The sequence below is a fragment of the Flexivirga alba genome, from assembly GCF_042661025.1.
GTDB classification, from domain to species: domain Bacteria; phylum Actinomycetota; class Actinomycetes; order Actinomycetales; family Dermatophilaceae; genus Flexivirga; species Flexivirga alba.
Genome location: NZ_JBHSWH010000001.1, coordinates 3,397,110 through 3,420,208, shown reverse-complemented (window position 1 = coordinate 3,420,208; position 23,099 = coordinate 3,397,110). Strand labels below are relative to the sequence as shown.

The following is a 23,099-nucleotide window of genomic DNA, read 5'->3' as shown; positions in this document are numbered from 1 at the left end:
GCGGTAGAACAATATTGCACCGCATTTCGCACGACCGTCCCGTGTGTGTCGATCGGACACATCGTGTACGTGCTCTTCCCGTCGGTGCGAGATCTACAAATGCCCCATCGACTGGCGAAGGGTGCCGCAACGGCACTTGAGGCGCGACTCGGGTACCCCGTGCTGGTCGCATCCAGCACCCCCGAGTGCGGGATCGATCAGCTGCCGGCACTCCGCCGTGAGGTGGACGATGTCCTCGATGTCCAAAGCGGTCATCCGAACGCACACGGGGTGGCGACCGCTCGCGATGTGTATGCCGAGTTGTTGCTGCGTCGGCTCGGGGCCGAGATCACCAGTGATGATCGGAACCAGCACCCGGGGGTGCGGATCCTGTTGGAGCACGACAGCGCACACGGAACGGCCTATCGCGAGACATTGTGCGCGTACTTTGCGGCCCTGGGAGACATTGGTGTCGCCGCTGGCGCTCTGAGGTTGCATCCAAATACGGTGCGCTATCGGATCCGTCGAGCCGAAGACCTCTTCGGGCTCAAGCTCGACGATGCGGACGAGACACTAGTGATTTGGCTGGCAATCCGCGTTGCGCAGAACTGAAATCCCTAAGGAGGTGCCTGGTCCAAAGGCAACTTCTAGACATGGCGCACCAGGCGGTTCGACCGGGGCCAATGAATCATGTTGACCGGCGCCTGCCTCCGTCACACCCAGCCTGAGGGACATGCCCACCCCGATGCCGATCGCAACCGCAGCACCGGTGCGCGACGGCCGCGTGTTCCTGGTGCATCGCCATCCCTGCATGAGGCATATCTGGACAGCTGGGACCTCGCTGGCGGATCGATCAGGGCGAGAACCCGGTCCAAGCACGGCGAGAATGCTGCGAGAAGCTCGCGGTCGACATCGCGGAGTTCGTTCCTTTCGACGTGAGGGTCAATGCCCGCACATCGCGGTGAGTGTTCACATTTCAAGCGTCGAAACTGACCAGTTTTCAAGCGTCGCCGACAACGTGCCGGCAGGGCGAGCCCGAGAACGCCGAGCACGACGACCTTGACTGTTGAGCGCCGGGAGATCACCAAGCGCACACTGGCGCACCCGGAGAGCCGGACTGATCTAGAGGCGGCATCCCGATTGCAGCCGTCGTAGCTCCGACCCTCGTGCCACGCTGATGTTCATGGAACGTGTTCCGCCCGGCACCAGTAACGAACGCGCGGCGCTGGTCGGCTTGCTGAACTGCCAGCGCGCGACTGCATGGTTTTGAAGGTTTGCCGGCAGAAATGATGATCACCAAGCGGGATCGCACGGGACGGATGCAGCCGTCACCTGGTGCTGCCTAGTTCCCGGAAACGATCGAAAAATTCGATCAGCCTGCTAACGACGCGCCGCTTCTTCTCAGCTCGTCCACCATCGGGCGAGAAACGTGACGCCGGCGGAAGCACCTTGGTTACTGCGGTACCTGTCGTCTGCACGCTGCCGTCGCGGAACGCTGAATCGATGAAGCTACGGGTTGCTTCGGGCTTCAGACTCTCCTCGCTGATGATCGCTTCAAGCTCGGCCTCCCGCCGCTCCGCAACGTAGGCCTGCCACTCGTCGTCGACGTCTCCCTTCGGCGACACCTGGTCGACGAAGTCCTCGATGAGGTCGCGCTTGTTTCGCAGGCTCGGGCTGGCATCAACAGCGCGGCTGATTTCGGCGCGGATTTCCTTGTCGTCCCCATCGCCGTGTTGGTCCCGATACTTCTGCACGAGCATCAGGATGTAGTCGACGTTGATGTCGACCTGCTTGATCAGCTCGATCTCGAAGACGACGTCGTCGACGATCGACTCCTTCTCCGGCGTGCTGTCCTTGCGAAACTCGGCATACAGGTCGAGGTAGACACTGCGGTAATCTTGATTCTGCCGATCGGTGAGCATCTCGTTGCCCTCGAACTCGTCGAACGAGGTCAAGATGTTCTGCAGTCGCAGGATCATGCCGAAGAGCTGAATGAATTCCTTCTGTGCGGCCTCGCCCTCGATCTCCTGCCCGAGCGGGAACTGTTCCAGCAGCTTTTGCACGGCCTTCGTGTATTCGCTGTAGTAGTCGCCGTACGGCTTCAGCACGACGATGCCCTTGGCGTCCTTGTTGCCGAACAGGGCGATGGCGTCGTTGGTCTCCTCCTCCAGGTCGCGGAAGGTGACGATGTTGCCTACGACCTTGACCGAGTTGAGGATCCGGTTGGTGCGCGAGAACGCCTGAATCAAGCCGTGCGACTGCAAGTTCTTGTCCACGAACAGCGTGTTGAGCGTGGTGGCGTCGAACCCAGTCAGGAACATGTTGACCACGATGACCAGATCGATCTGACGGTTCTTCATCCTCAAGCTGAGGTCTTTGTAATAGTTCTGGAACCGGTCGGCACTGGTGTCGTAGCTCGTGCCGAACATGTCGTTGTAGTCCTGGATCGCATCTTCCAGAAAGCTCCGCGCATCACCGGACAACTCGGATGTGTCGAAGTCTTCCTCGTCCAGCGCCCCATCTTCGAGGTTGGGGTTTGCCGCATACGAGTAGATCAGCCCGACCTTCAGCTGTCGGTCCTTGGGCACGTCCATCTGCTGGATCTGGAACTGGTTGTAGTAGAGCTGAGCGGCCTTGATCGAAGCCGTCGCGAACAACGCGTTGAAGCCCTTGACCCGCTGCGCCTGCTTCAGCTCCTCAACCGCGCCGCGTCGCTGACCGGCCATCTCGGCAACGTTGGTGATGATCGAGTGGGTGTACCCGCTGGCCCGCTTGGTCTTCTGATCGAAGTGCTCCAGGACGTAGCCAACGACCTTCCGAATCCGCTCTTGCGACAGCAGGGCGCGTTCGCGGTCGATCGCCGAAACTTCCTTGTCGATGACCGATCCGACCTTGATCGTGCTGATGTAGTCGATCTTGAACGGCAGGACGTTCTTGTCGGTGATAGCGTCCTTGATCGTGTAGGTGTGCAGCTTGTCGCCGAACGCCTGCTCGGTGGTGCGCAGGTTGACGTTGCCACCGCTCCCCGCGTTGGCCGCGAAAATTGGTGTGCCGGTGAAACCGAACAGGTTGTACTTCTTGAATGCTTTGGTGATCGCGGTGTGCATGTCACCGAACTGCGAACGGTGACACTCATCGAAGATGATCACGACGTGGCCATCGAAAATCGAGTGGCCCTTGTTGGCGTTGATGAACGTCGCCAGCTTCTGGATCGTGGTGATGATGATCCGCGCACCCGGGTCTTCCAGCTGCTTCTTCAAGACGCGCGTTGAGGTGTTGGAGTTGGCCGCGCCCTTCTCGAAGCGGTCGTACTCGCGCATCGTCTGGTAGTCAAGGTCCTTACGGTCGACGACGAAAAGCACCTTGTCGACCGGCGCCAGCTTGCTGGCCAGTTGCGCCGTCTTGAACGAGGTCAGGGTCTTTCCTGACCCGGTCGTGTGCCAGACATACCCACCAGCGGCGACTGAGCCAAGCGTCTTGTAGTTGGTTGATACGTCGATCTTCTGCAGAATCCGCTCGGTCGCGACGATCTGGTACGGCCGCATCGCCAGCAACATCCGGTCACTGGTCAGCACGCAGTAGCGGGTCAAGATGGCCAGGATCGTGTGCTTGGCGAAGAAGGTCTTGCCGAACGCCGTCAGGTCACGGATCGGCTTGTTGGTCGCGTCAGCCCACCACGATGTGAACTCGAAGGAGTTCGAGGTCTGCTTGCCGCGCTTCTTGGTCCTGCTGGCGTCCTTGATGTGCTGATTGCGGGTGGTGTTCGAGTAGTACTTGGTTAGAGTGCCGTTGCTGATCACGAAGAGCTGCACGTACTCGAAGAGTCCTGATCCGGCCCAGAACGAGTCGCGCTGGTACCGGTTGATCTGGTTGAACGCCTCGCGGATGTCCACCCCGCGGCGCTTCAGTTCGATGTGCACCATCGGTAGCCCGTTGACCAGCACCGTCACGTCGTAGCGGTTGGCGAACTTCCCGCCAGCCTCGCCGCCCTTGTCAACCGCGTACTGGTTGAGTACCTGCAGGCGGTTGTTGTGGATGTTCTTCTTGTCGATCAGGGAGATGTTCTTGGTTGTGCCATCGTCCCGGCTGAGGAGCTGGACGTGGTCCTCCTGGATCCGGACGGTCTTCTCGGCGATACCGTCGTTCTTGCCCGCGACCTTCTCGTTGAAGAACCGCTCCCACTCCGCATCCGAGAAGGTCACCTTATTGAGCGCTTCGAGCTGAGTGCGCAGGTTCGCGACGAGATCGGACTCCGATGTGAGCGTCAGCCGCTCGTAGGCCTGTGATTCCAGCAGGGCGATGAACTGCTGCTCCAGCGCCGCCTCAGACTGGTACGACGCACTGTCATTTGGTTCCGGGATGTACTCCGCGACGACCGTGGTCTCCGCACTGATCGCGATCGGGTCGAACTTCACGCACTGACCCGTCATGCTGCACCCTCCCACCTGAACGTCCTAAGAAACTCGTGAAACTCACCCTTCAAGGCATCCCTGTATTCCTCAGAAACTTCAGACGAATCCACATCTGAAAAACGATCATGGCTGTATAAGTTTAAAACCTTTGTCAGCAAAGCCGCGTCAGGTCCGGTGAGCAGCTCGCCCCAACCTCCCGCATATCCGAGGAAGTTTGCCGTCTTTTCAAGGAGTGCCCGAAATTGATTAAAATGGCTTCGTTGAATCGAACCACCGGAGATTGCTAACTCAATATCGTTGACAATCCCAAGGTGATAGCTGAAAGGCGAATCGTGGGGCTGAGATTTCAACGTCCACCCCATAGCTGGCCCTCGCAGAAGCGTGTACGCTCGACCCTTCTTGGACCGACGAAGCGAGTTAAATAGAACATTAAAAAAGAGGGCATGGTGCGTTGTTATCAAAAACTTCACGTTGAGACCTGAAGCACGCTTAATAAGCTCCGCTAAAGCAAGTGCAACGGTGACGATCCGCACATCGTCCATCGACGAGACCGGATCGTCAATTACTGCGAGTGTTAGACCATCATAGTCCTCGGAAAGACGTAAGTCAGGACTATCCCTAAGCGTATCGATCGCCGCGCTCAGGACCGAATAGTAGACACACCAGACGAATATGCGCTCCTCTGCGCGCGATATCTTGATGCCGTCAGCCGAACTATCGTCGCCCTTGTGTATTCCGAAGCTAACCTCGCCACTCTCGAAGTCAATCGACGGCTCAATTTTATCGTTCGTGAAAGCCTGGAAAGTGTCGACAATCGCTCCGTCGAGACCCTGTGTCTCGATGGTTTTTAGTAGTTCTGATTTCACATTCATTTGGAGTACGACTCGTTCGTTGTCCCAGGTAAAAACATCCTCAACAGAAGAGTTATAGAGGACTACACCTTCCGGATCATGATCCTTTAGGTGTTGAGCCAGCCTAGTCTTTCCAGTCGTATTTTGTGCGTAAATTAGCGCGCTACGCGAATCGGCTAGACTCTGTAATACATCATCAGCCAGGCTCTCGATTGTTTCGTGATGATTTATCATCTAGTCGGTCTCCTTGAAGGCCAGAAGCTTGTCCCGGTAGTACTCGTACTGCTTGCGACGAGCGCGAAGCTCGGCGGGTAGACCGACAGACAGGCTGTTGACGAGCGCGTCGAAGGAGTCGAGGGTTGCCACAATCTTGAGTTGCGTTTCGATCGATGGCACAGGAACCGCGATACGCGACATCGGTCCAGCCATTAGCTTCGGGTTGCCCATGCCAGCACTTACGGCCTTAGGTGCGAGTTCGCGAAGTTGGTAATAGAGGTATCTCGTCGAGATCTGAGTAGGGTCAATAACGCGGAGCAATCCACACACGTTCGTGATGCTGAACTTTTCGTTCACATGGTAGAAGATTGACCCTGCATTGGCTCCGTCGGTCGTCCATGTCAAGGACTCCTCATCACATGCATAGGAGTCAATCCTGCCGAATATTCCGTTGTTCTGGGTCTGTGATGAATAGACTGGGTAAGGTCCATTATGGCCACGAAGGTAGTCTTTGGACATAACCTGTCCGCGCGACACCCGACATAAATCGCCAATTGTGACGGATGCAGTCGGTGCGCCCGATGCCACAAGAACACTCGCACGGTAGTGCTCATACTGGCGATGCCTCGCCTCCAGCTCCGCCTCCAGCTCCGCCTCCAGCTGAGTGAACTGATCCAATATTTTCACGATCTCGCGCTGAACTTCGAGAGGTGGTACCGGGATTCTCAGTGAATTGAGCACCGTCTGAGTTTGACTCGGTACGCCACCGGCCTGATTCATGTCACCTAATCCCATGGTTAGGAGTTGGTAATACAAGAACTTCGGCTCAAGAAGATTTCTATCAATCTCCGTGCGAAAAATTGTGTCAACGACCCAAAACGGTCCTTCGACGTAGAAAATGTTGCCGAGTGATCCCTTTCGAGGAATTAGCACGGATGGACCTTCGGCCGCGCCAGTGTCGGCGTATCGCATGATGCCGCCGCTCCCGTAGACAGGGATGTCACCATCGCCAAGGGCTTTGTGGTCTTTGCCGTTCCTGATGCGAAGCACATCACCCAAGGCCTTAAACTGCACTCCGCCAGGAGCGAACTGCGCAATCAAATCGTCGATCTTGCTCATGCGAAGAAGTCCTCGTCAATCTCTACGATCGCGTAGGTCTCGCTGGCCTGTACGCCGACGCCGAACTGGATCATAAGGTCAGTGAGGCGTTTGCCGTCGATCAGAACGATTCGAGTCGGGGAGGATGCGACATAGTCGCGGGCGCCCTGCGAGAAGTGGCTGGTCGTGATGAAGACGCCGCTGTCGGCCCGGCCGTGGAGTGCGCCGACGAAGCCCTGAACATCTGGGCGACCCACGCTGTTGCCCGTTGCGTAGCGCTTGGCCTGTATGTAGACCCGGCTCAGCCCAAGGATGTCTTGGTCGATGACGCCGTCGATCCCACCGTCGTTGGTCAGCTGGGTGACCGACCCTTGTCCGTTCGCACCGCCATAACCCATCGCCACCAGGAGCCTGACCACGGCGTGCTCGAAGAAGGCTGGGTCCTTCTCCTGGAGTCGTTGCAGTAGTTCGCTTGCGACCTTGTCATGGATGCGCTCGACACCGTTCTGTACCTGCTCGATTGGAGTCAGCGCCGAGGACTCCGCCGCCGCTTCAGCGGTCTCGCGTTTCCTGGTCACTGTTGCGACGTACGGACGGATCGGTGACGAAGGATCCTCGCCGAGCGCATTGATGTCCCGCTCAAGGACGCCCTGCGGGAACTTGTCCAGCAGGAATCGTCCTGCGTCCGTGATGGTGTAGTGACCGCGGCTCGGCCGGGTGAGGGCTCCGATGTTGGTCAGGAACGACAAGCCCCATCCGATGCGGTTCTCGTAGGTCGGCTGGCCCGAGGCAAGCGTCTCTTGCATCTGTACATCGGTAAGTCCAGCCTCCCGGCCGACAAGCGGCCGAATGTCGCGCCGGGTGCGCACGACGCCGTCGCTCAGCACACGCAGCGTCGGCACCATGAAGCCTTCCCAGGTCGGCATGTCACTCACAACTTCGCACCCTCCAAGTCGGCGACAATCTCGTCGATCGAGGCTCGGAGCTGCTGCTGGCGGACGACGATGCGGGCGATCTCAGCATTGAGTTCGTCGATGTTCACAACCTCGCGGAGGTCTTCCTCCTCGACGTACGAGGAGACCGCGATGTTGTAGTCATTGGCAGCGAGGTCCTCATTGCTGACGAGCTTGGCGAAGTGATCGACGTCCTGGCGTTCGGTGAACAGGTCGAGGATCTTGTCCTGGTGGTCCTGGGTCAGCTTGTTCTTGTTGCCCTGCCGGGTGAACTCGGAGCTGGCGTCAATGAACAGCACCGAACTGTCCTTCTTCGACTTCTTCAGCACGATGACGCAGGTCGCGATCGTGGTGCCGAAGAACAGGTCGGGCGGCAACTGGATGACGGCGTCGACGTAGTTGTTGTCGATCAGGTACTGGCGGATCTTGCGCTCGGCTCCCCCGCGGTACAACACGCCCGGGAACTCGACGATCGCAGCGGTGCCGTTCACGGCCAACCAGCTGAGGATGTGCATCGTGAAGGCCAGGTCGGCCTTCGACTTCGGTGCCAGCACGCCAGCCGGGGCGTAGCGCGGATCGTTGATCAGCAGCGGGTTGGCGTCACCATCCCACCGGATCGAGTACGGCGGATTGGACACGATCGCCTCGAACGGCTCATCGTCCTCGTGCTGGGGATCGGTCAGCGTGTCGCCATGGGCGATGTCGAACTGCTCGAAGCTGACGTCGTGCAGGAACATGTTGATGCGTGCCAGGTTGTACGTCGTCAGGTTGATCTCCTGACCGTAGAAGCCGTTGCGGACGTTGTTCTTGCCGAGCACCTTGGCGAACTTCAGCAGCAGCGAACCCGAGCCGCAGGCCGGGTCGTAGACCTTGTTGACCGTCTTCTTGCCGACAACCGTGATGCGCGCCAGCAGCTCTGACACTTCCTGCGGCGTGTAGTACTCGCCACCGGACTTGCCCGCCTGCGAGGCGTACATCTGCATCAGGTACTCGTAGGCGTCACCGAACAGGTCGATCGTGTGGTCGGCGAAGTTGCCCAGTGGCAGGTCACCGATCGCGTCGAGCAACTTGACCAGCTTCTCGTTGCGCTTGGCGACGGTGTTGCCCAGCTTGGAACTGTTGACGTCGAGGTCGTCGAACAGGCCCTTGATGTCGTCCTCGCTGTCAGCACCGAGCGCCGAGCCTTCGATGTTCTTGAAGACCGCCTGCAGAGTCTCATTGAGGTCCGGGTTGCTCGCCGCGTGCTTGCGGACGTTGGCGAACAGCTCCGACGGCAGGATGTAGAAGCCCTTCTCGGCAACGGTGTCCTTGCGACCGAACTCGGCCTGATCGTCAGCCAGCGATGCATAGTCAAACGCGGCGTCGCCCGCGCGGCGCTCCTCGTCGTTGATGAACGCGGTCAGGTTCTCGGAGATGTAGCGGTAGAACAGCATGCCGAGCACGTAGCTCTTGAAGTCCCAGCCGTCGATGCTGCCGCGCAGGTCGTTGGCGATGCGCCAGATCGTCTTGTGCACTTCGGCGCGTTGGGCTTCTTTGGTGATCGGTGGCATGGGTGTTGGTCTCCTGCCCTTACGGGCCCGTTACGTGTCTGGGTGGGTGGGTGACGCAGACGCTACCCCGCGGCGATGACACGGACGGTCTCCACCTCCCCGACGCACGTTCTCAGCCAAATGTAGGTGTCCTGATCCACGCCCTACAGCGTCTCAGAGCCGCGTTGCGCGCACATCTCGGGGAAAGCAAGCGCGGGCTCTGTCGGGCGACGGACGCCACGTGCCGCGGTGCTCGGCCCCGCGAACTTCCGACGCGGACGCGTCAGCACCGCTCGCGGCGATCACAACTCGCAGGACCGACTCAGGTTCGGTCAAGCCTTGCTCGCCACCGTGGTCTCGAGCTGCGGCCAAGTCGACAGCGGTGTCGATATACAAGCGGTTCGACTCTCGGCCGCGGGAAGCCATGACGTACAGCGGCTCTCGCATCGTTGCCGCGTTGAGGAACGCGTGCGCGGTGTCAACTGTGCGCCCTTGGGCACGGTGTGCGGTGGTGGCGTAGCCGAGCTCGAGGTGATTCGTGGCGTACTCCGGCGGCAACAGTGCGATCGCTCCCCCGCCGGGCCGCGCTAGCCGGATCGAGCCATCCTCGTTGATTGCTTGCACAATCCAGTCGTCGCCGTTCTTCACCCATCCGCGACCGGTGACAAGAGCGCGCTGGTTGAGTCTGGTGATCACGGTGTCGCCGACTCCGGCGGTCGTGCCGTCGCCGAGGTGCACTCCAGTTAGGCCGATTTCGCCGCACGCGACCCGGTATGCGTGGGCTCTCGTGTTTAGGTCAGTCACGGTTTCCGCGTCAGCGGCGAGCATCAGCGAAGCGAGGCCAGCGCGGGTGTCGGTGCGCCAAGCGTCGAAGAGCAGGTCCAGCAGATCCTCCCGTTGACCGAATTTGACTCTTCCGTGCGCGAGGTAGGTTTTGGCGACGGTGACGTCTCCTGCACGTAGCCGGAGGCTGGCGTCGCGTTCCCATTCGTGCTGGAATCGGCGTACGTCGTGCAGCGTCGGAGCCTCGGGGTGGGTGTCTGCGAGCAGCTTGAACGCTCCGCCGGCCTGCACCGGGGACAGTTGAGCCCAGTCGCCGACGAGCAGGACCTTGGCACCCGCGTCGTGCGCGGCGGCGGTGATTCGATCGAGGTCGCGCGTGCTGGCCATCGATGCTTCGTCGACGATGACCAACGTCCCCGGCCCCAGCCTCCACCGTTCGAATTCTGCTCTTGCTGAGACATATTCGGCCTGCACGCGCCGCGTTTCCGGCGACGGGTACGCGCGGGACAGGCGGGTGCTGAGCTGTTCGAGGCGCTTTGCTCGGTGGGGATAGCGGGCCTGTTCGCTGATCCATTTGGCGGTGTTCTCTGCTGGGACGCCGACCGCATCGGCGAGCACTTGAGCAGCAGCGGCTGACGGCGCGAGTCCGACCACAGAGCCACCTCCGTACCCCGTTTCCCAGACGGCCCGGACCGCAGCCATAGTCCGGGTCTTGCCCGTCCCTGCCGGTCCAACGATCAGATCCAGACGCCTCCCAGAGGTGGTGACTGCAGCGACTGCGGCGGTCTGCTCCGGCGACAGTCCGGCCGCATTGCCGTCAGCGGCGAAATCCGGTGGTGGTGCGGTGGGTGCGTCGGTTGCGTCGGCAGCGGCGAGCAGTCGTGTTTCGGCGTCGAGGATTTCGCGAGTGGAGAAGAGTTCACTGTCCCGGGGGCGTAGCCGGCTCGTGCCGTCCTGACGGCGCAGCTCGGCAGGCACCGGCTCGGGATCTTGCGGGGTGAGCATCACCGCCTGTTGGGTCGCGAACGTTGCGGCTTTCTCGGCTGCTGTGATGCGGTCGGCGGGGGCGGCAAAACGAATGCCGTGCAGCTCCCGAAGTGCTTGTGCCAGCAAGTTGGCTCGGTTGAACGTGGCCCGCTTGTCGGACACCCTCGCCAGTGCCGACGCCGCTGTCGCTTCGAGGGATTCGTCGCCTATCTCGTCGGCGGTCAGTAGTCGTGGCGGGGTGGTTCGGCAGGAATCTGGCTTGTTCGACCCGCGTGCCGTGTTGAGGCCATTAAGCCACTCTTGCGGAGTACCCCCGACAAACGCGCGGGCCCGGTCACGCCATACCCGCATCAGCTCGGACAGCGGTTGCACGTCCTTCTTGTCCCGAGTGGCGAGAGTGGCCTGCTGTCGGAGTTGGATGATTTCGCGGCCGACAGGCGGCCGGCCGTGAGACTGCGTGAACTGGGCAGCGAGCGCGTCTTTCGCGAACTCGATCACCGACGACCGCTGAGAGAAGTGGTCCCGTAGATCGGGCGGTATGCCGGCGATCTCCCACTTCGGCTCGGGTGAATGGCGACGCTGCTCGGGGGTCCACTCCCAGCCGAGCTCCGCGGTGATCTCGTCGGCGAGGATCCCGTTGTACAACTCCGACAGGCCAACCGCGGCACGGTGCAACGCCCTTGAATCCACCGTGCGCCACAACCCATCGCAGGCAGCTTGGACGCGGTTGAGGACCACCACGTGAGTGTGCAGCTGCGGATCATGCGCTCGGGAGTCCCAGTGATCGAAGGCCGCAGCGACAACCCCCAAAACGTCGTCCTGTATGACGCCGCCCTTTCCGACGCGGGTGGCGAACACTCGTCGCTCGGCATACCCGATCACTGCCTCTAGGGCACGGTGATGGGCCGCGTAGATCCGGTCTCGGGTCGCGTCGTCGGCCAGCGCCCAAGCGACCGACACCGACTTCGGTGCGGAGAAGGTCAGATCGAAACCGGCGACCGGCCGTCGGGCCTTCCTGACCTGGCCGGCCTTGTCCACGTACACCGTGTCGGAACTCGGCGGACGGCGACCCAACGGATCCCGGGTGACCGGATCCTGCAGCATCCCGAGCATCCGCCAGAGCGCCTCCTCCGTCACGATCGAGCCCGACGCGACGCCGCGGCCGTTGTTGAGCCCGGCCAGACCAGCACCGAGAAAACGGCCCGGCGGCGTGCCCTCGGCTGCGTAGTACGCCGTCAGGCCCCTGGCCGGACCGACCTGGTCAAGGCGTGCGACCGATGACATCAGGTAGCGGTATCCCGCACCCAGGGTCATCCGTCGGATCGACATCGTCACGGCAAGGGGACGTCCGCGCCGGGGCACCCCGGCAAGCACCCCGCGCACCTTGGTGCCAGACGTGTGGCACGACTGATGTGAGCTGTGGAGAGCTCGGCCAGTTGCGGCGAGCTTGGTTCGCGGTCGCCCTGGTGATCGTTGATCAGGACGGAATCGTGCCGGTCGAGCGGGCTGGGTGACCCGAACCTGGCGTTGTCTCCGCAAACGACGAAGGAGACGACCGTGTCGGCATACCCGGTGAACGACAATGCGAGACAGAGACTGCGCGACGCACAACGCGCCGAAGCCGAGGCGCTAGCCGCGGTCACGCGAGCGCAGCTGGCCCGAAGCAAGCTCCAGACCAAGGTCGACGCGTCCGACCTGGCGGTTGCCGCCGCGATCCGCCGGCTGGTCGACGTCTCGGGCGCTGAGCGGACTGCGCAACTGCTCGACGAGACGACCAGAGCGGTCCGCCGGTGGATCCATCTCGCCCGCTCAACGCCAGATGCGCCTCGGAAGGATTCATGAGGACACAAGTCGTGTATGCCGTCAGAGTGCGCACCAGGATGTTCCGCCCGCGCCTACCCGACACGCCAACTACGGTGGACCCCGTGCCTGCAGGACCTTCCGAGGCTGAATCCCTGGCGCGACGACTGTTGGAAATGTCGGGCGCGCGGTGGCAGCACGTCCGTGGCGTCGCCGCTCGCACTCACGAACTCACGCACGGGCACCCCGACCGTAACGAACTCGCCGCTGCAGCCTGGCTGCACGACGTCGGCTATGCAGATGAGGTTTCGACCACCGGTTTTCACCCGCTTGACGGAGCGCGCTACGTCGCGTCGCGAGGCTTTGCGCCTGACGTCGTCGGACTGGTCGCCTATCACTCGGGCGCCGATGTCGAGGCTGGAGAGCGCGGTCTCAGCGAAGAGCTCCGGCTGATCGACCGACCGAAGCAAGCCCTGCTCGACATTCTCATTCTCGCCGACATGACCACGTCGCCGATCGGACAGCGAGTCGGTGTCGACGCACGGATCGTGGAGATCCTTGGCAGGTATGACGACTCGCACCCTGTGCACCGCGCGGTTGCACGCTCCCAACACGAGCTTCGAGCGGCCGCGCACCGGGCCGCGGTCTCGCTGGGCCTGCCGTCAGCCGATGAAGGCCTCCCGTTCACCGGCTAGCGCCTGATCGATGCGCAGTCTCATCGAAGGGTGCATCGACAATTCGGTCAGGTCCTCCCGATCGACCCATCGAACTGCTTTGCTTTCATTGCTCGTTCGCGCCTCCCCACCCACGAGACGACAGACGAAGCAGAGCGAGAACTGCTGCCGCACCTCGCCGTCGTCATACGCCATGACGTGCCGCGGGTTGGTGTAAGTGCCTGCGAGCCGGAGGACCTCGACGCGGTAGCCGGTCTCCTCCAGCACCTCGCGCACGACGGTGTCACGGATCGACTCGCCAATGTCATGACCACCACCAGGCAACGCCCACAGGTCGTTGTCGACCTTGCGAATCAACAGGATTCGGGCACGTTCATCCTGGACCACGGCCGTCACGGACGGCACCACACTGTTGGCCTGCGGGGCGTTCGGGTCGTCGATGTAGTCGATGCGTCCCATGCGTCGACAGTACGCCGCGCATGTGTCCGCGTGCCTAGACGACGTGATCGGGGCCGGCCTCGACCGCGCGCTCCCAGGTGCGCTCGAAACCTTCGAGGTAGTCGCTGAACATCCGCCCACCCGCGATGCGGTGCAGATGGATCACCGGCGACTGGTTGGCCGCAGAGCCGTAGACGTGCGTGTTCGCGAAGAGGTCGTCGTCGAAGCGGAAGATCGAGGTGTAGAGCGTCGAGCGGTGCGTCCGGGCCTGCACTCCGGACGTGGCGATCAACGGACGCAGGTAGCGCCAGGTCAGGACGCATCGTCCCGCGAGTGAGTCGCCGATGCCCTCCTCCTCGCCGCGAAGTCGCACAGCGTCGCTCGCCGGGTCACCGAAGAGCAACCGGACACGAACGCCCGAGCGCGCGCAGCCGGCAATCGTGTCGATGAAGTCGGGGACGGTGTCGACGAGGAAGCTCGCCGCAAAGGCAAGAATGTCGATCGACTCGTGTGCGTCGGCGAGCAGGGCCGCCCAGGTGCTGGAGGGCACCGCGCCCCGGCTGGGGTAGATCATGACAAACTCTGCCTCACTGACCGATCGGGTGCGAGCCTCGGATAGCGTTGACGGCCAAAGAAACTCGGTGCACTTCCCGACCAACGTCGCCACTGCGAACCGGTTCGTCGCATGCGGGACCCTTCCCGTCGAGATCCAGCGTTCCACCGTCTTGGCGTCGACCTCGACGCGGTCGCCGACCTCTTCGAGGGTCAGGCCAGCCGAAGCGATCGCCGCTCGAAGCCGTTCGTTGCTCATGCTGGTCTTCTTTCCGCGGACGTTTGGTCAAGCGCAAGACGTCCTGGGGTGTCCCTGCGCGCGGTGGTCCCGTCTCCCCCGCCGCGATGCGATGGACTCACCCGACGAGGAGGCCCCCATGACCACGCACCCGGCCCGGAAGGCAAGCACCACGGCTCACCTGTGGACAACTTCGGTCGATGCCGCCCTTCGTCCACAGGACGACGACGGATCCCGCGCTGGTGCCGACGATCGGTCTTACCTGGAGTCCGAAGACAGCTCAGACCTCGAGCCGGGAGAAGGGGATTCGGTGATGGCACGAGAAGAGCAGTGCACCAAGTTGGCGGCAGCGCTCGCCAGATGTCCCGATCTGCGGGGACAGACGTGCGAATCAGAGGCGTTGTGGCTTGCGATGCGTGCGGCGATCTGCACCCGGACGCGTTGTCATATTGTGCCGCTCGGAGCCTCAGCGCCTGTTGAGGTGACCGAGGAGTATGCCAGCCAAGAGCTCGCGGAGGCGATGGTGTGGCTGCGCAAGAACGAGAGTGAGGCGCGATGTCTCCCTCCGGTGACGCTGTTCCGGCTGTTGCGGGCGGCGGCGACCAAGGGCGCGCGCGGATCGGCTCGAATGGCCCAGCAGGACTCGCTACACGGCGTGACCGGAGTCGTGCCTGGTGAACCGGTCGCGTTCGTGGCCTACGAGTCAGACGCGTATTTCGGGGTCGAAGCCTCATGACCTCACCGCAATTCGTGCAGTGGGCGACCGACCAGCTCGCTCTCACCGATGAGGAGGTAACGCGCCTGAAGCTGACTGCGGTGTTCGACCTGTTCATCTCGCGCGTTGAGGCCGCACGTGCACGAGGCGCCACCGCTCCCCTGCTCACCGTGACGGCCAAACAAGCCGGCGGCAACTCCCGGGCGACAACCCGCCGGATGCTGGATCAGCTGCGATTCCAACCACATCAGCGGCGAGCCGTGCACCGGCTGATGGCCGGCAGCCCCTCCGGCTGGCCAGGGCTGCTGACGCTGTTCGCACTCGGCCGTGACCTCGACCAGGACCAGCGACGGTACGCCCGGCGGCAGGTCGGAGCCGCCATCCGAATCGAGCACTTGGAACCGGCTCATCGGCCGCGCCGCACGCTAGCCAGTGCCCGGTGTGTCAGCAGCGCTTCTGCGCCATACAACGCCCAAACCGCAGCTACCGCAAGCACATTGAGTGCCGGACCGAGGATGGCGCGCGGCATCCCGTCGCCGTAGTCGAGCACCAGCCAGCCGCGTTCAACATCGATCTCCACACCCACGACACCGGCCCACCACAGCGCGGCAAGTTCGCCAGCGCCGAACCGGAGCAGCAGCCGCTCCGAGGTGATCAGGACGGAAGCCGACTCTCCTACGGTCCACTGCCCATCCAGCCGTATGGCGAACGACGCGGCGACCACTCGGAACGCAGCTTCCTCCGGCCGAAGCACGACACCGAGTGCCATCGGATCAAGCCACTGGCACTGCCGGACTCCGGCCAGCTCCAGCGCAAGTGCGCGGGCGTCGGATACCGCACCATCACTCGTCGGCGTCTGAACCGTCTGCACGGGCCTCACCCCACCTTCGTCAATTACGGCACCGGCAGGACGGGGCACCATCGGGCTGTCTGGTCGGATCGTGCCCCTGCGCGCCGGTCCAGCACCTGTGACCAGTCATGCGGGAGCAGCGGCTGCCGCGGCCGCCGTGGTGTTCGCCGGAGGAGGGATCCTCGGCTTGTCGACCGTCGCCGCGGCAGGACAGCAACCGAGCGCGGTCGGACCGGTGTGTGCGGGATCCGGACCGATCGCGGGGCTGCAACCCGACCAGGCGCAGAACGCGCACCTGCTCGTCGCCGTTGCCGAGTCCCGCGGTGGCGACCGAGCCGCGTTGATTGCCGTGATGGTCGCGCTCGCCGAGTCCGGACTGCGAGTGCTCGACCACGGGGACCATGACTCACTGGGACTCTTCCAGCAGCGGGCGAACTGGGGCACCGCTGTGCAACGCATGGACCCGACGACTTCGACCAACCTGTTCCTCAACGCTTTGCTCAACGTCCCTTCCTGGGCTGGCATGACGCCCTGGCAGGCCGGTCAAGCGGTGCAGAAGTCGGCGTGGAACGGACGCCCGACCAGCGCGAATGGCTGGTCCAGCGTTGTCGGCGGCAACTACCTCAAGGTGCTCGGCAGAGCGAACACGATCCTGGACGCAGCGAAACGCACCACTGCGCATCTCGACTGCGGCGGCCAGACCGGCGGCAAGGCACCCCCGAACGGCGGATCGTTCGGATTACCAGTCGGATTCACCCTGCCGGCCGGCACGAGCGCGCCCGCAACCAGCGCCGTGACGACCGCGCTCGCGCAACTGGGCAAACCCTACGTGTGGGCGGCATCCGGGCCGAACGCCTACGATTGCTCCGGGCTCACGTCTGCATCCTGGGCAACGGCCGGAGTCCAGCTCGGCCGGACCACCAAACAGCAAGTCAACGACGGCGTGCCCACGGACGTTGCACAGCTCCTGCCCGGTGACCTCATCCTCACCCCCGGCTCCTACGGCACTCTCGCGTCGCCCGGCCACGTCGGCATGTACATCGGCCGCGCTCTCGTCGTCGAAGCACCCCACCCCGGTGGCGTCGTTCACGTCGTCACCTTCTCCTCATTCGTCGCCGGTGGATTGTCAGCGATGAGGCACATCGAGTGAGCACTCCGCGTCGCAGGTCGAACGTTCGGCAACCGACAGTTGCCGAACGCTGGTTTGCAGAAAGGGCTGCTGCGCTGGGACAGAGCGCTGCTGGTCCTTTGCCTTGCCCCGGCGCCGCTGCCGTAGGTCGAGCTGTCGCGGAACTTCGACTTCGTCACTCGCGGCGGTTAGACGCACGGCTGAGTCCGGATTCGTGCGGCGGACGACTGCGCCGTCCGAGTCAGCGAGGCCGAAGACAGTCGCCGCCGGTGAGGGCAGCGATCTCCCAAGATTTCCGTCAGTCATCGACGGGCTCTTGTGGCGCGTCGCGCAAATCTACACGTCAGGCTGACCCGGAGAAGCGTGATTCGCCCTAATCGAGTTGACCACGAAGGAGTCCCTCGCGGAATCCATCGACATCCGGGAAGAGCACGCGACGGCGCCGATTGTAGGTGCGCTTGAGCGGATCGCGGATCTTATCTTTGACGGCCGCTGGAATAACTATTGCACAGAAAGGGACGCTGGCGGGGCGACCTTGCCCACGCTCTGTCACGAGAAGCTTGCGTAACCTTTCCTCGCCAGGGACTGAACCTATCGGATTGAATCCCTTTACGCCGGGCGCTCTATGACGCGTGGGGACTGCGCTGCTGATGAAGAAACCTTCCTGCGCTTTCATTCGCTCATCCGGAAGCGCAGGAAACGCCCGGAACATTTCTCTGTCGACTCGGGACTTATCGAGCGCGAGCTTGTAAGAGCCGGCGAGGGGATTCTCTAACTGGGCAACTGTCTGGCCACCAGCGTGCTGGAACGTTTCGTACCAGGGTGTTTTGGTGACGTCGATTGCGAAGAGGACACCTGCGCTGCGTCGCACGACCCCTTTGTCCGGTTTGTGTTCCTCAACCGCGAACCATAACGCCGTCATCGGGTTTGAGGTCACGTCGATGAGCCGGGTCGGGACTCCGTGATGTTGCAGGACCGCAAGCATGTGCATGTCGGTGGCCGATGGGCCAAGGTCACGCCCCAAGCCCCAGCGCCTTGCCTCCTCCAGAATCTGCAATTCACGAACACGCATCACGTTCTCAGTGACGTTCATGCCAGGCTGAGCCAACTGGCGGTACAGCGAGGAACTCAGGTCCCACGATGCATCGTTCTGGCCGCGCCATGCGTAAGTCCGGCTCTGCTCAAGTAGAGCGATGTGGCTGATGATACGGAAGAGCTGATGTGGGGTGTCTACCTGGAGAGCCCAACCATGGGATAGCCACTCATCGAACTTCGGAGGTTTGGCCACACCGCGACTCTAGAGCCTGAGCGCTCTTGTGGGTGCTAACGACGCACACACAACGCCAAGAGGTCCCCGTGCCGATCGATCGTTCGCGGCGGTATGACGCACGACGTCGAGTGCGTTTCGAAGAGGTGCAACACGGTGATCTTGTTCGGCCACGTCGGGTCCGGTGTACGCCTTCCGAGTTCGTCCCGAGGGTCAGAACGAGCTATATCACGTTGTCGAAACGTCTCTCGCTCTTGTCCGCCCAGGTATCGAGGCTTTGCAGGCACTGTTCCGAGACTGGTGGCGTCAACGTACTCCAGCAGCGATCCGACGTTCTTCTCAAGTTCGGCTTTTACTTCTGCGGGCGTGGCGAAGAAGAATTCGCGACGCAGGTTGACGTTGTTGAGTTTGCGGCCGGCGAAGGCCTGGTGCAGTTGGGCCTCGAGGGTGACGGCGTCGTCGGGGAAGTACAGGATGTGGACGTCGAACGGGAAGGGGACGGATGCGCCGCCCAGTTCGCGGACGCGGTCCATCGGTTCCAGGCGGCGGGTCAGGCCGATCTTGACGACATTGGCGCCGAAGGCACCTACGTTGCTGATGACGTATAGCTGGCGCGGATGTTCGCGGCGCGGTAGTCGTTGCGCTCGATCGCGGCGTCGATGGCGGTGATGCGCTCCCGGATCTGTTCGGCTTCGTCGGTGCGTCCTTGCGCGATGAGCTCGTCGTAGACGTTGCTGTAGTGGGTGTGTTCTTTGGTGAGTCGTTCCCGCTCGGCGGCGAGTTCTTTCTCGGCGAGTCGTTCTTCGCGTAGCCTCACCAGCGCCGCCCGTTAGATCCGTCAGTGCCCATATTCCTACTCACGGGGCATGGTTAACGCAATCTCTCGGGCGGCATCCCGCAACCGGGGCAGCCACTCGTACATTTGCGTAACCTCCACCCTTAGCGACGGACCAGCGACAGAGATTGCCAGGCGGGCACCACGTCCGTCAGGATCGAGTACAGGAACAGCGACTGCACGGATGCCGGCTTCATGTTCCTCGTCGGCCGACGCCCACCCTTGATCTCGTACCTTCAGAATCTCCCGTCGGAAAGCGTCCCGATCGGTAATGCAATTCGGGCCGAAGTGGCTCAGATCCACCGTCTCCGTGAGCTCGATGCGAACTGGCTCGGGTGCCATCGCTACAAGAATCTTACCCATTGCGGTGCAGTGCAGCGGACCGACAGTTCCTGGGCGGCCGACGACGGAAACTAGGTGCGGGCCTGGCACATAGTGCACATATATCTGCCGCCCTCCGTCACGTGCGGCAAGGAGCGTCGCTTCTCCCGTTTCGCGTGCGAGAGATTCCAAAATAGGCCGAGCAACGCCCGTCAGACCGCGCGATTGCGCCAGTGACTGACTCAACGCATATATCTCAAGGCCCAGGCTGTAGCGTTTTGTTTGGCGGTCGATCTCGACAAACCCGTGATCGACTAGATCACTGAGTAGGCGATAGGCGGTACTCAACGGGACCTCGCATGATCTCGCGAGTTCGGCTGCCTGTTCGCCCCCGGTCGGGCTAGCCCCGAGAGCTTTAAGCAGCTGAAGCGCCTTTTCGAGCATGTTCCGCGAGGGTGTCGGCGCCGATCCATCAGCGATCAGTCGATCATCCGGAGCAACCTGGCTCGGCATCACAACACCTTGTTGAGAAACATCTTGGTTCGCTCCATCTTGGGCTCACCAAGGACCTCCGTCGGAGTGCCGGTCTCAATGACGACCCCATCGTCCATGAACACGACCCGGTCCGCGACCTCCCTTGCGAAGCCGATTTCGTGGGTCACGATAATCATGGTCATCCCGGCTGTGGCGAGATCCCGCATCACGCTGAGCACTTCCCCGATGGTCTCAGGATCCAGCGCTGACGTCGGTTCATCGAAGAGCATGAGCTTGGGATCCATAGCTAGTGCCCGCGCGATTGCAACCCGCTGCTGCTGCCCTCCCGACAATTGGCTCGGGTACGCGCTCTCGCGGCCTTCCAGTTTGACCTGTCCGAGAAGCTCTCTGGCACGCTCCGACGCAGCCGCGGTAGGGGTCTTCTTTACCTTGCGGGGGGCGAGCGTGATGTTATCGATGACACTCAAGTGCGGGAATACATTGAATGATTGGAAAACCATCCCTGTCTTGCGGCGGACCGCTTGCAGTTCTGCGTGCGACTTGCCGACTTGGTGTCCGAGTACTGACACCGTTCCTCCGTCGAACTCTTCCAAGCCGTTCAAACAGCGTAATAGGGTGCTCTTCCCCGAGCCCGATGGTCCGAGTACGCAGACAACTTGATTTTGAAAAACATCAAGGTCGATTCCTTTTAACACCTCATGCTGCTTGAAGTGTTTGTGCAAGCCGCGCACAGTGACAACCGGCTCATCCGTTGTTTGATCGTTCGGACTTAAGGGGGATCTTGCTGCACTACTCATGCGAGCTTCCGTTCGTAGTGACGGCCAACGAGGGCGAGCGGGTAAGAAATAATGAAGTATAAAACCGCGACGACGATGAAGACTGTCAGTGGCTCATTGTTCAACGTGCTCACGATGTGGCCCTCATCGGTGAGCTCCGTGACACCGATAACTGACGCGAGGGCCGATGCTTTCACTAAGGAAATGAGGAACCCAACTCCAGAAGGGAGCGCAATCTTCGTAGCCTGGGGAAGCAGAATGTATCTGATCTTCAGGAAATAACCCATAGCGAGCACGTCTGCTGCTTCGGACTGACCACGTGGCACGGCTAGGACGCTTCCGCGAATGATTTCGGACATATAGGCAGCGGTATAAACCGAGAGGCCGATTATACCCGTGACCATGGCGGAGAAGGCTAGTGCAGGGAAGAGGATCGGCAATGCAAAGTACATGAAGAATAATATCACGAGAGGCGGGATCCCCCGTATCACGTTCGTATATATCGCGCTGATCCACCGTGCGGGGGCGAGAGGGCACGTCGCAGCAAGGCCCAATGCGACACCGATGACGGTGCCGGCGAGCGCTGATATGACGACGAGCGTGACGGTCAATTTGAGACCGGTCAGGAGAGCTGGCAGAAAGTGAATAATTTGGCTCATGCATCGGCTCCTTAGCTACCAGCGAAAGACGGTTTTCTCGGCCACACGCGACATTAGTGCCAGGACGGCTGAAACCGCGTAGTATAGGGCTGCGCCGAAAGCGAACAGTTCGAGCGTCAGCTGAGTCTGTGAGACGAGCTGGTTGAGTTCGTTGGTGAGTTCGTTGAGCGATATAACCGACGCGACTGACGAAAACAAGAACAGAACGATGAGTTGATTCGTCAAGGCTGGAAGCGTGTTACGGATCGCGGGCTTCAAGAGTATGTATCTGAATTCCTGCGTACGAGATAGCCCGAGAACGGTGGCAGCTTCTTTCAGTCCGTCCGGGACAGACTGGAGGCCCGCACGAAATATCTCGGCGGTATATGCAGCATTGTTCAAAGTCAGACCGAGAACGACGGAGACGATCGGGCTGAGGTTTATCCCAATCTGACCGAGTCCGAAGTAGAATAGATAAAGCTGAACAAGTAGTGGCGTATTTCGAAATACCTCGATATAAGCGCGGCTTGGCCAACTGAGAAGCGCGGTTTTTCCAGATTTCGCCAGCGCGAGCGGCATTCCAATGAGCGCGCCGGCGATGAAACCTATCGCAGTTACGTAGACGCTCGTTCCCAGCGCTTTAAGCAGCTCTGGGAGGTACTGAGCAGCAATTTGGAAGTTCATCTACAACTTACGGCTGGTTGGTGATGATGCTCGGGAGGTCCGCATTAAACCACTTCTTATAAAGCTTTTGGTCTTGCCCAGACGCAATCATGTTGCGGATGAAGTTATCCAGATAGTTCTTCCAGATTTGTTGATTCGGCAGAACACCCATTGAGATCAGGTCGGGGCTGATGGGTGCAGTTTTGAGCACTGCGAGCCCAGGATTCGCTTTGGCGTCCTTGGCAACAGTTGTTGACTCCTCCATGACGGCGTCGGTCTTGCCTGACTTGAGTGCTTGGAGCGCATCCGCGATGTTGTCAAACCGGACAGGCTTCGCCTTGGGGAAATCGTTGGTCACAATAGTGTCGTTTGTGCTACCCCGTGCGACAGCAACCGTCTTGCCTTCGAGCCCCTGCAAGCTTGAGATGGGTTTCGACTTGCGGAAGAGTACTGCCGCACCCTGGGCCTTGTAGGGGATGGTGAATCCGACCTTCTGAGCGCGTTCGTCGGTCGCGGTGTACGACGAGATGTTGACGTCGGCGCGGCCAGATTGCATGACGGAAAGACGAGCGGTTCCGTCGATGGCGACGAGTTGAAGTTTCACGCCAAGCGATTTCGCCAAAGCTGCCGCGATGTCTGGCTCGTACCCGACGATTTTGCCGTTCGTGTCCTTCACGCTGCTCGGGGGAAGTCTGGCAGGACCGCTACGCGAAGCGTGCCGCGCTTGATGATCTTCTGGACCTGTGAGCTGGATGAACCGCTTCCGGCAGTTCCACCACCTCCACCCGAGCAGCCAGCGAGTACGAGCGGCAGCGCTACGAACGCTGCGATCGCGGCAGTACGTCTGGTCTTCATGCCAATCTCCAATTCTCATGGTGAGAGAGGGACTTCCACCTCGTG

General features: G+C 61.4%; 23 protein-coding genes. 5 read left to right on the top strand and 18 right to left on the bottom strand.

All coding sequences use genetic code 11. From position 1 onward, the window contains the following. Window positions 1-45: 45 nt before the first annotated feature. Complete coding sequence (locus tag ACFQDH_RS16805; protein WP_382403546.1) at window positions 46-591, top strand: PucR family transcriptional regulator; 546 nt, start codon at window positions 46-48, stop codon at window positions 589-591. Between the two features lie 716 nt (window positions 592-1,307). Here ACFQDH_RS16805 and ACFQDH_RS16800 read toward each other — a convergent pair. From ACFQDH_RS16800 to mobF, 6 genes are all read right to left on the bottom strand, one after another. After that, entirely contained in the window at window positions 1,308-4,409 is a 3,102-nt protein-coding gene (locus tag ACFQDH_RS16800) for a type I restriction endonuclease subunit R (RefSeq protein WP_382403545.1), read from the bottom strand. Next, window positions 4,406-5,476, bottom strand: coding sequence for a hypothetical protein (locus ACFQDH_RS16795; RefSeq protein WP_382403544.1), 1,071 nt, complete (start codon window positions 5,474-5,476; stop codon window positions 4,406-4,408). Before ACFQDH_RS16795 ends, ACFQDH_RS16800 begins: the two co-directional genes overlap by 4 nt. Further along, on the bottom strand, window positions 5,477-6,577 hold the full coding sequence (locus ACFQDH_RS16790) for a restriction endonuclease subunit S (RefSeq protein WP_382403543.1): 1,101 nt from the start codon (window positions 6,575-6,577) through the stop codon (window positions 5,477-5,479). Further along, entirely contained in the window at window positions 6,574-7,461 is an 888-nt protein-coding gene (locus tag ACFQDH_RS16785) for a restriction endonuclease (RefSeq protein ID WP_382403542.1), read from the bottom strand. The genes ACFQDH_RS16790 and ACFQDH_RS16785 overlap by 4 nt, the downstream gene beginning before the upstream one ends. A gap of 26 nt (window positions 7,462-7,487) precedes the next feature. Next, window positions 7,488-9,059: a type I restriction-modification system subunit M gene (locus tag ACFQDH_RS16780; protein WP_382403541.1), complete on the bottom strand. Its 1,572-nt coding sequence runs from the start codon at window positions 9,057-9,059 to the stop codon at window positions 7,488-7,490. A 153-nt stretch (window positions 9,060-9,212) separates the two neighbouring features. After that, window positions 9,213-12,182, bottom strand: coding sequence for a MobF family relaxase (gene mobF, locus ACFQDH_RS16775; RefSeq protein ID WP_382403540.1), 2,970 nt, complete (start codon window positions 12,180-12,182; stop codon window positions 9,213-9,215). Window positions 12,183-12,365: 183 nt separating this feature from the next. On the opposite strand from mobF, the gene ACFQDH_RS16770 reads away from it, so the two are divergent. Together ACFQDH_RS16770 and ACFQDH_RS16765 are read left to right on the top strand one after the other, a co-directional pair. Then, the gene (locus tag ACFQDH_RS16770) at window positions 12,366-12,650 is read left to right on the top strand and encodes a hypothetical protein (RefSeq protein ID WP_382403539.1); all 285 of its coding nucleotides are present in this window, start codon (window positions 12,366-12,368) and stop codon (window positions 12,648-12,650) included. A gap of 83 nt (window positions 12,651-12,733) precedes the next feature. Continuing rightward, a complete protein-coding gene (locus ACFQDH_RS16765; protein WP_382403538.1) occupies window positions 12,734-13,303 on the top strand; it encodes an HD domain-containing protein in 570 nt (189 codons plus the stop codon). On the opposite strand, the gene ACFQDH_RS16760 is transcribed toward ACFQDH_RS16765, so the two are convergent. Continuing rightward, on the bottom strand, window positions 13,271-13,741 hold the full coding sequence (locus ACFQDH_RS16760; RefSeq protein WP_382403537.1) for an NUDIX domain-containing protein: 471 nt from the start codon (window positions 13,739-13,741) through the stop codon (window positions 13,271-13,273). The genes ACFQDH_RS16765 and ACFQDH_RS16760 overlap by 33 nt on opposite strands. A gap of 34 nt (window positions 13,742-13,775) precedes the next feature. Continuing rightward, window positions 13,776-14,531 (bottom strand): DUF5919 domain-containing protein, encoded by a 756-nt coding sequence (locus tag ACFQDH_RS16755; protein ID WP_382403536.1) that lies wholly within the window; start codon window positions 14,529-14,531, stop codon window positions 13,776-13,778. Window positions 14,532-14,649: 118 nt separating this feature from the next. Here ACFQDH_RS16755 and ACFQDH_RS16750 point away from each other — a divergent pair, with 118 nt between their 5' ends. Further along, window positions 14,650-15,246, top strand: a complete 597-nt coding sequence (locus ACFQDH_RS16750) for a hypothetical protein (protein ID WP_382403535.1) — start codon at window positions 14,650-14,652, stop codon at window positions 15,244-15,246. A 2-nt stretch (window positions 15,247-15,248) separates the two neighbouring features. Here ACFQDH_RS16750 and ACFQDH_RS16745 read toward each other — a convergent pair whose 3' ends face one another. Beyond that, on the bottom strand, window positions 15,249-15,635 hold the full coding sequence (locus tag ACFQDH_RS16745; protein ID WP_382403534.1) for a hypothetical protein: 387 nt from the start codon (window positions 15,633-15,635) through the stop codon (window positions 15,249-15,251). Further along, the gene (locus tag ACFQDH_RS16740) at window positions 15,632-16,096 is read right to left on the bottom strand and encodes a hypothetical protein (protein ID WP_382403533.1); all 465 of its coding nucleotides are present in this window, start codon (window positions 16,094-16,096) and stop codon (window positions 15,632-15,634) included. The genes ACFQDH_RS16745 and ACFQDH_RS16740 overlap by 4 nt, the downstream gene beginning before the upstream one ends. 97 nt (window positions 16,097-16,193) lie before the next feature. On the opposite strand from ACFQDH_RS16740, the gene ACFQDH_RS16735 reads away from it, so the two are divergent. Next, entirely contained in the window at window positions 16,194-17,225 is a 1,032-nt protein-coding gene (locus tag ACFQDH_RS16735) for a C40 family peptidase (RefSeq protein ID WP_382403532.1), read from the top strand. A 352-nt stretch (window positions 17,226-17,577) separates the two neighbouring features. Here ACFQDH_RS16735 and ACFQDH_RS16730 read toward each other — a convergent pair whose 3' ends face one another. From ACFQDH_RS16730 to ACFQDH_RS16695, 8 genes are read right to left on the bottom strand one after another with little or no spacing between them, the layout of a single operon-like run. Continuing rightward, window positions 17,578-18,492: an FRG domain-containing protein gene (locus ACFQDH_RS16730; protein ID WP_382403531.1), complete on the bottom strand. Its 915-nt coding sequence runs from the start codon at window positions 18,490-18,492 to the stop codon at window positions 17,578-17,580. A 35-nt stretch (window positions 18,493-18,527) separates the two neighbouring features. Continuing rightward, window positions 18,528-19,025 carry a GIY-YIG nuclease family protein gene (locus tag ACFQDH_RS16725; RefSeq protein WP_382404889.1) on the bottom strand — a complete coding sequence of 166 codons (498 nt, stop codon included), beginning with the start codon at window positions 19,023-19,025 and terminating at the stop codon, window positions 18,528-18,530. A gap of 32 nt (window positions 19,026-19,057) precedes the next feature. Continuing rightward, window positions 19,058-19,288, bottom strand: coding sequence for a hypothetical protein (locus tag ACFQDH_RS16720; RefSeq protein ID WP_382403530.1), 231 nt, complete (start codon window positions 19,286-19,288; stop codon window positions 19,058-19,060). 36 nt (window positions 19,289-19,324) lie between these two features. Continuing rightward, a complete protein-coding gene (locus tag ACFQDH_RS16715; RefSeq protein ID WP_382403529.1) occupies window positions 19,325-20,140 on the bottom strand; it encodes an IclR family transcriptional regulator in 816 nt (271 codons plus the stop codon). Then, on the bottom strand, window positions 20,140-20,919 hold the full coding sequence (locus ACFQDH_RS16710; RefSeq protein ID WP_382403528.1) for an amino acid ABC transporter ATP-binding protein: 780 nt from the start codon (window positions 20,917-20,919) through the stop codon (window positions 20,140-20,142). The genes ACFQDH_RS16715 and ACFQDH_RS16710 overlap by 1 nt, the downstream gene beginning before the upstream one ends. Then, on the bottom strand, window positions 20,916-21,557 hold the full coding sequence (locus ACFQDH_RS16705) for an amino acid ABC transporter permease (protein WP_382403527.1): 642 nt from the start codon (window positions 21,555-21,557) through the stop codon (window positions 20,916-20,918). Before ACFQDH_RS16705 ends, ACFQDH_RS16710 begins: the two co-directional genes overlap by 4 nt. A gap of 15 nt (window positions 21,558-21,572) precedes the next feature. Further along, the gene (locus tag ACFQDH_RS16700) at window positions 21,573-22,220 is read right to left on the bottom strand and encodes an amino acid ABC transporter permease (RefSeq protein ID WP_382403526.1); all 648 of its coding nucleotides are present in this window, start codon (window positions 22,218-22,220) and stop codon (window positions 21,573-21,575) included. 7 nt (window positions 22,221-22,227) lie between these two features. Then, entirely contained in the window at window positions 22,228-23,073 is an 846-nt protein-coding gene (locus ACFQDH_RS16695) for a transporter substrate-binding domain-containing protein (protein ID WP_382403525.1), read from the bottom strand. Window positions 23,074-23,099 lie beyond the last annotated feature (26 nt).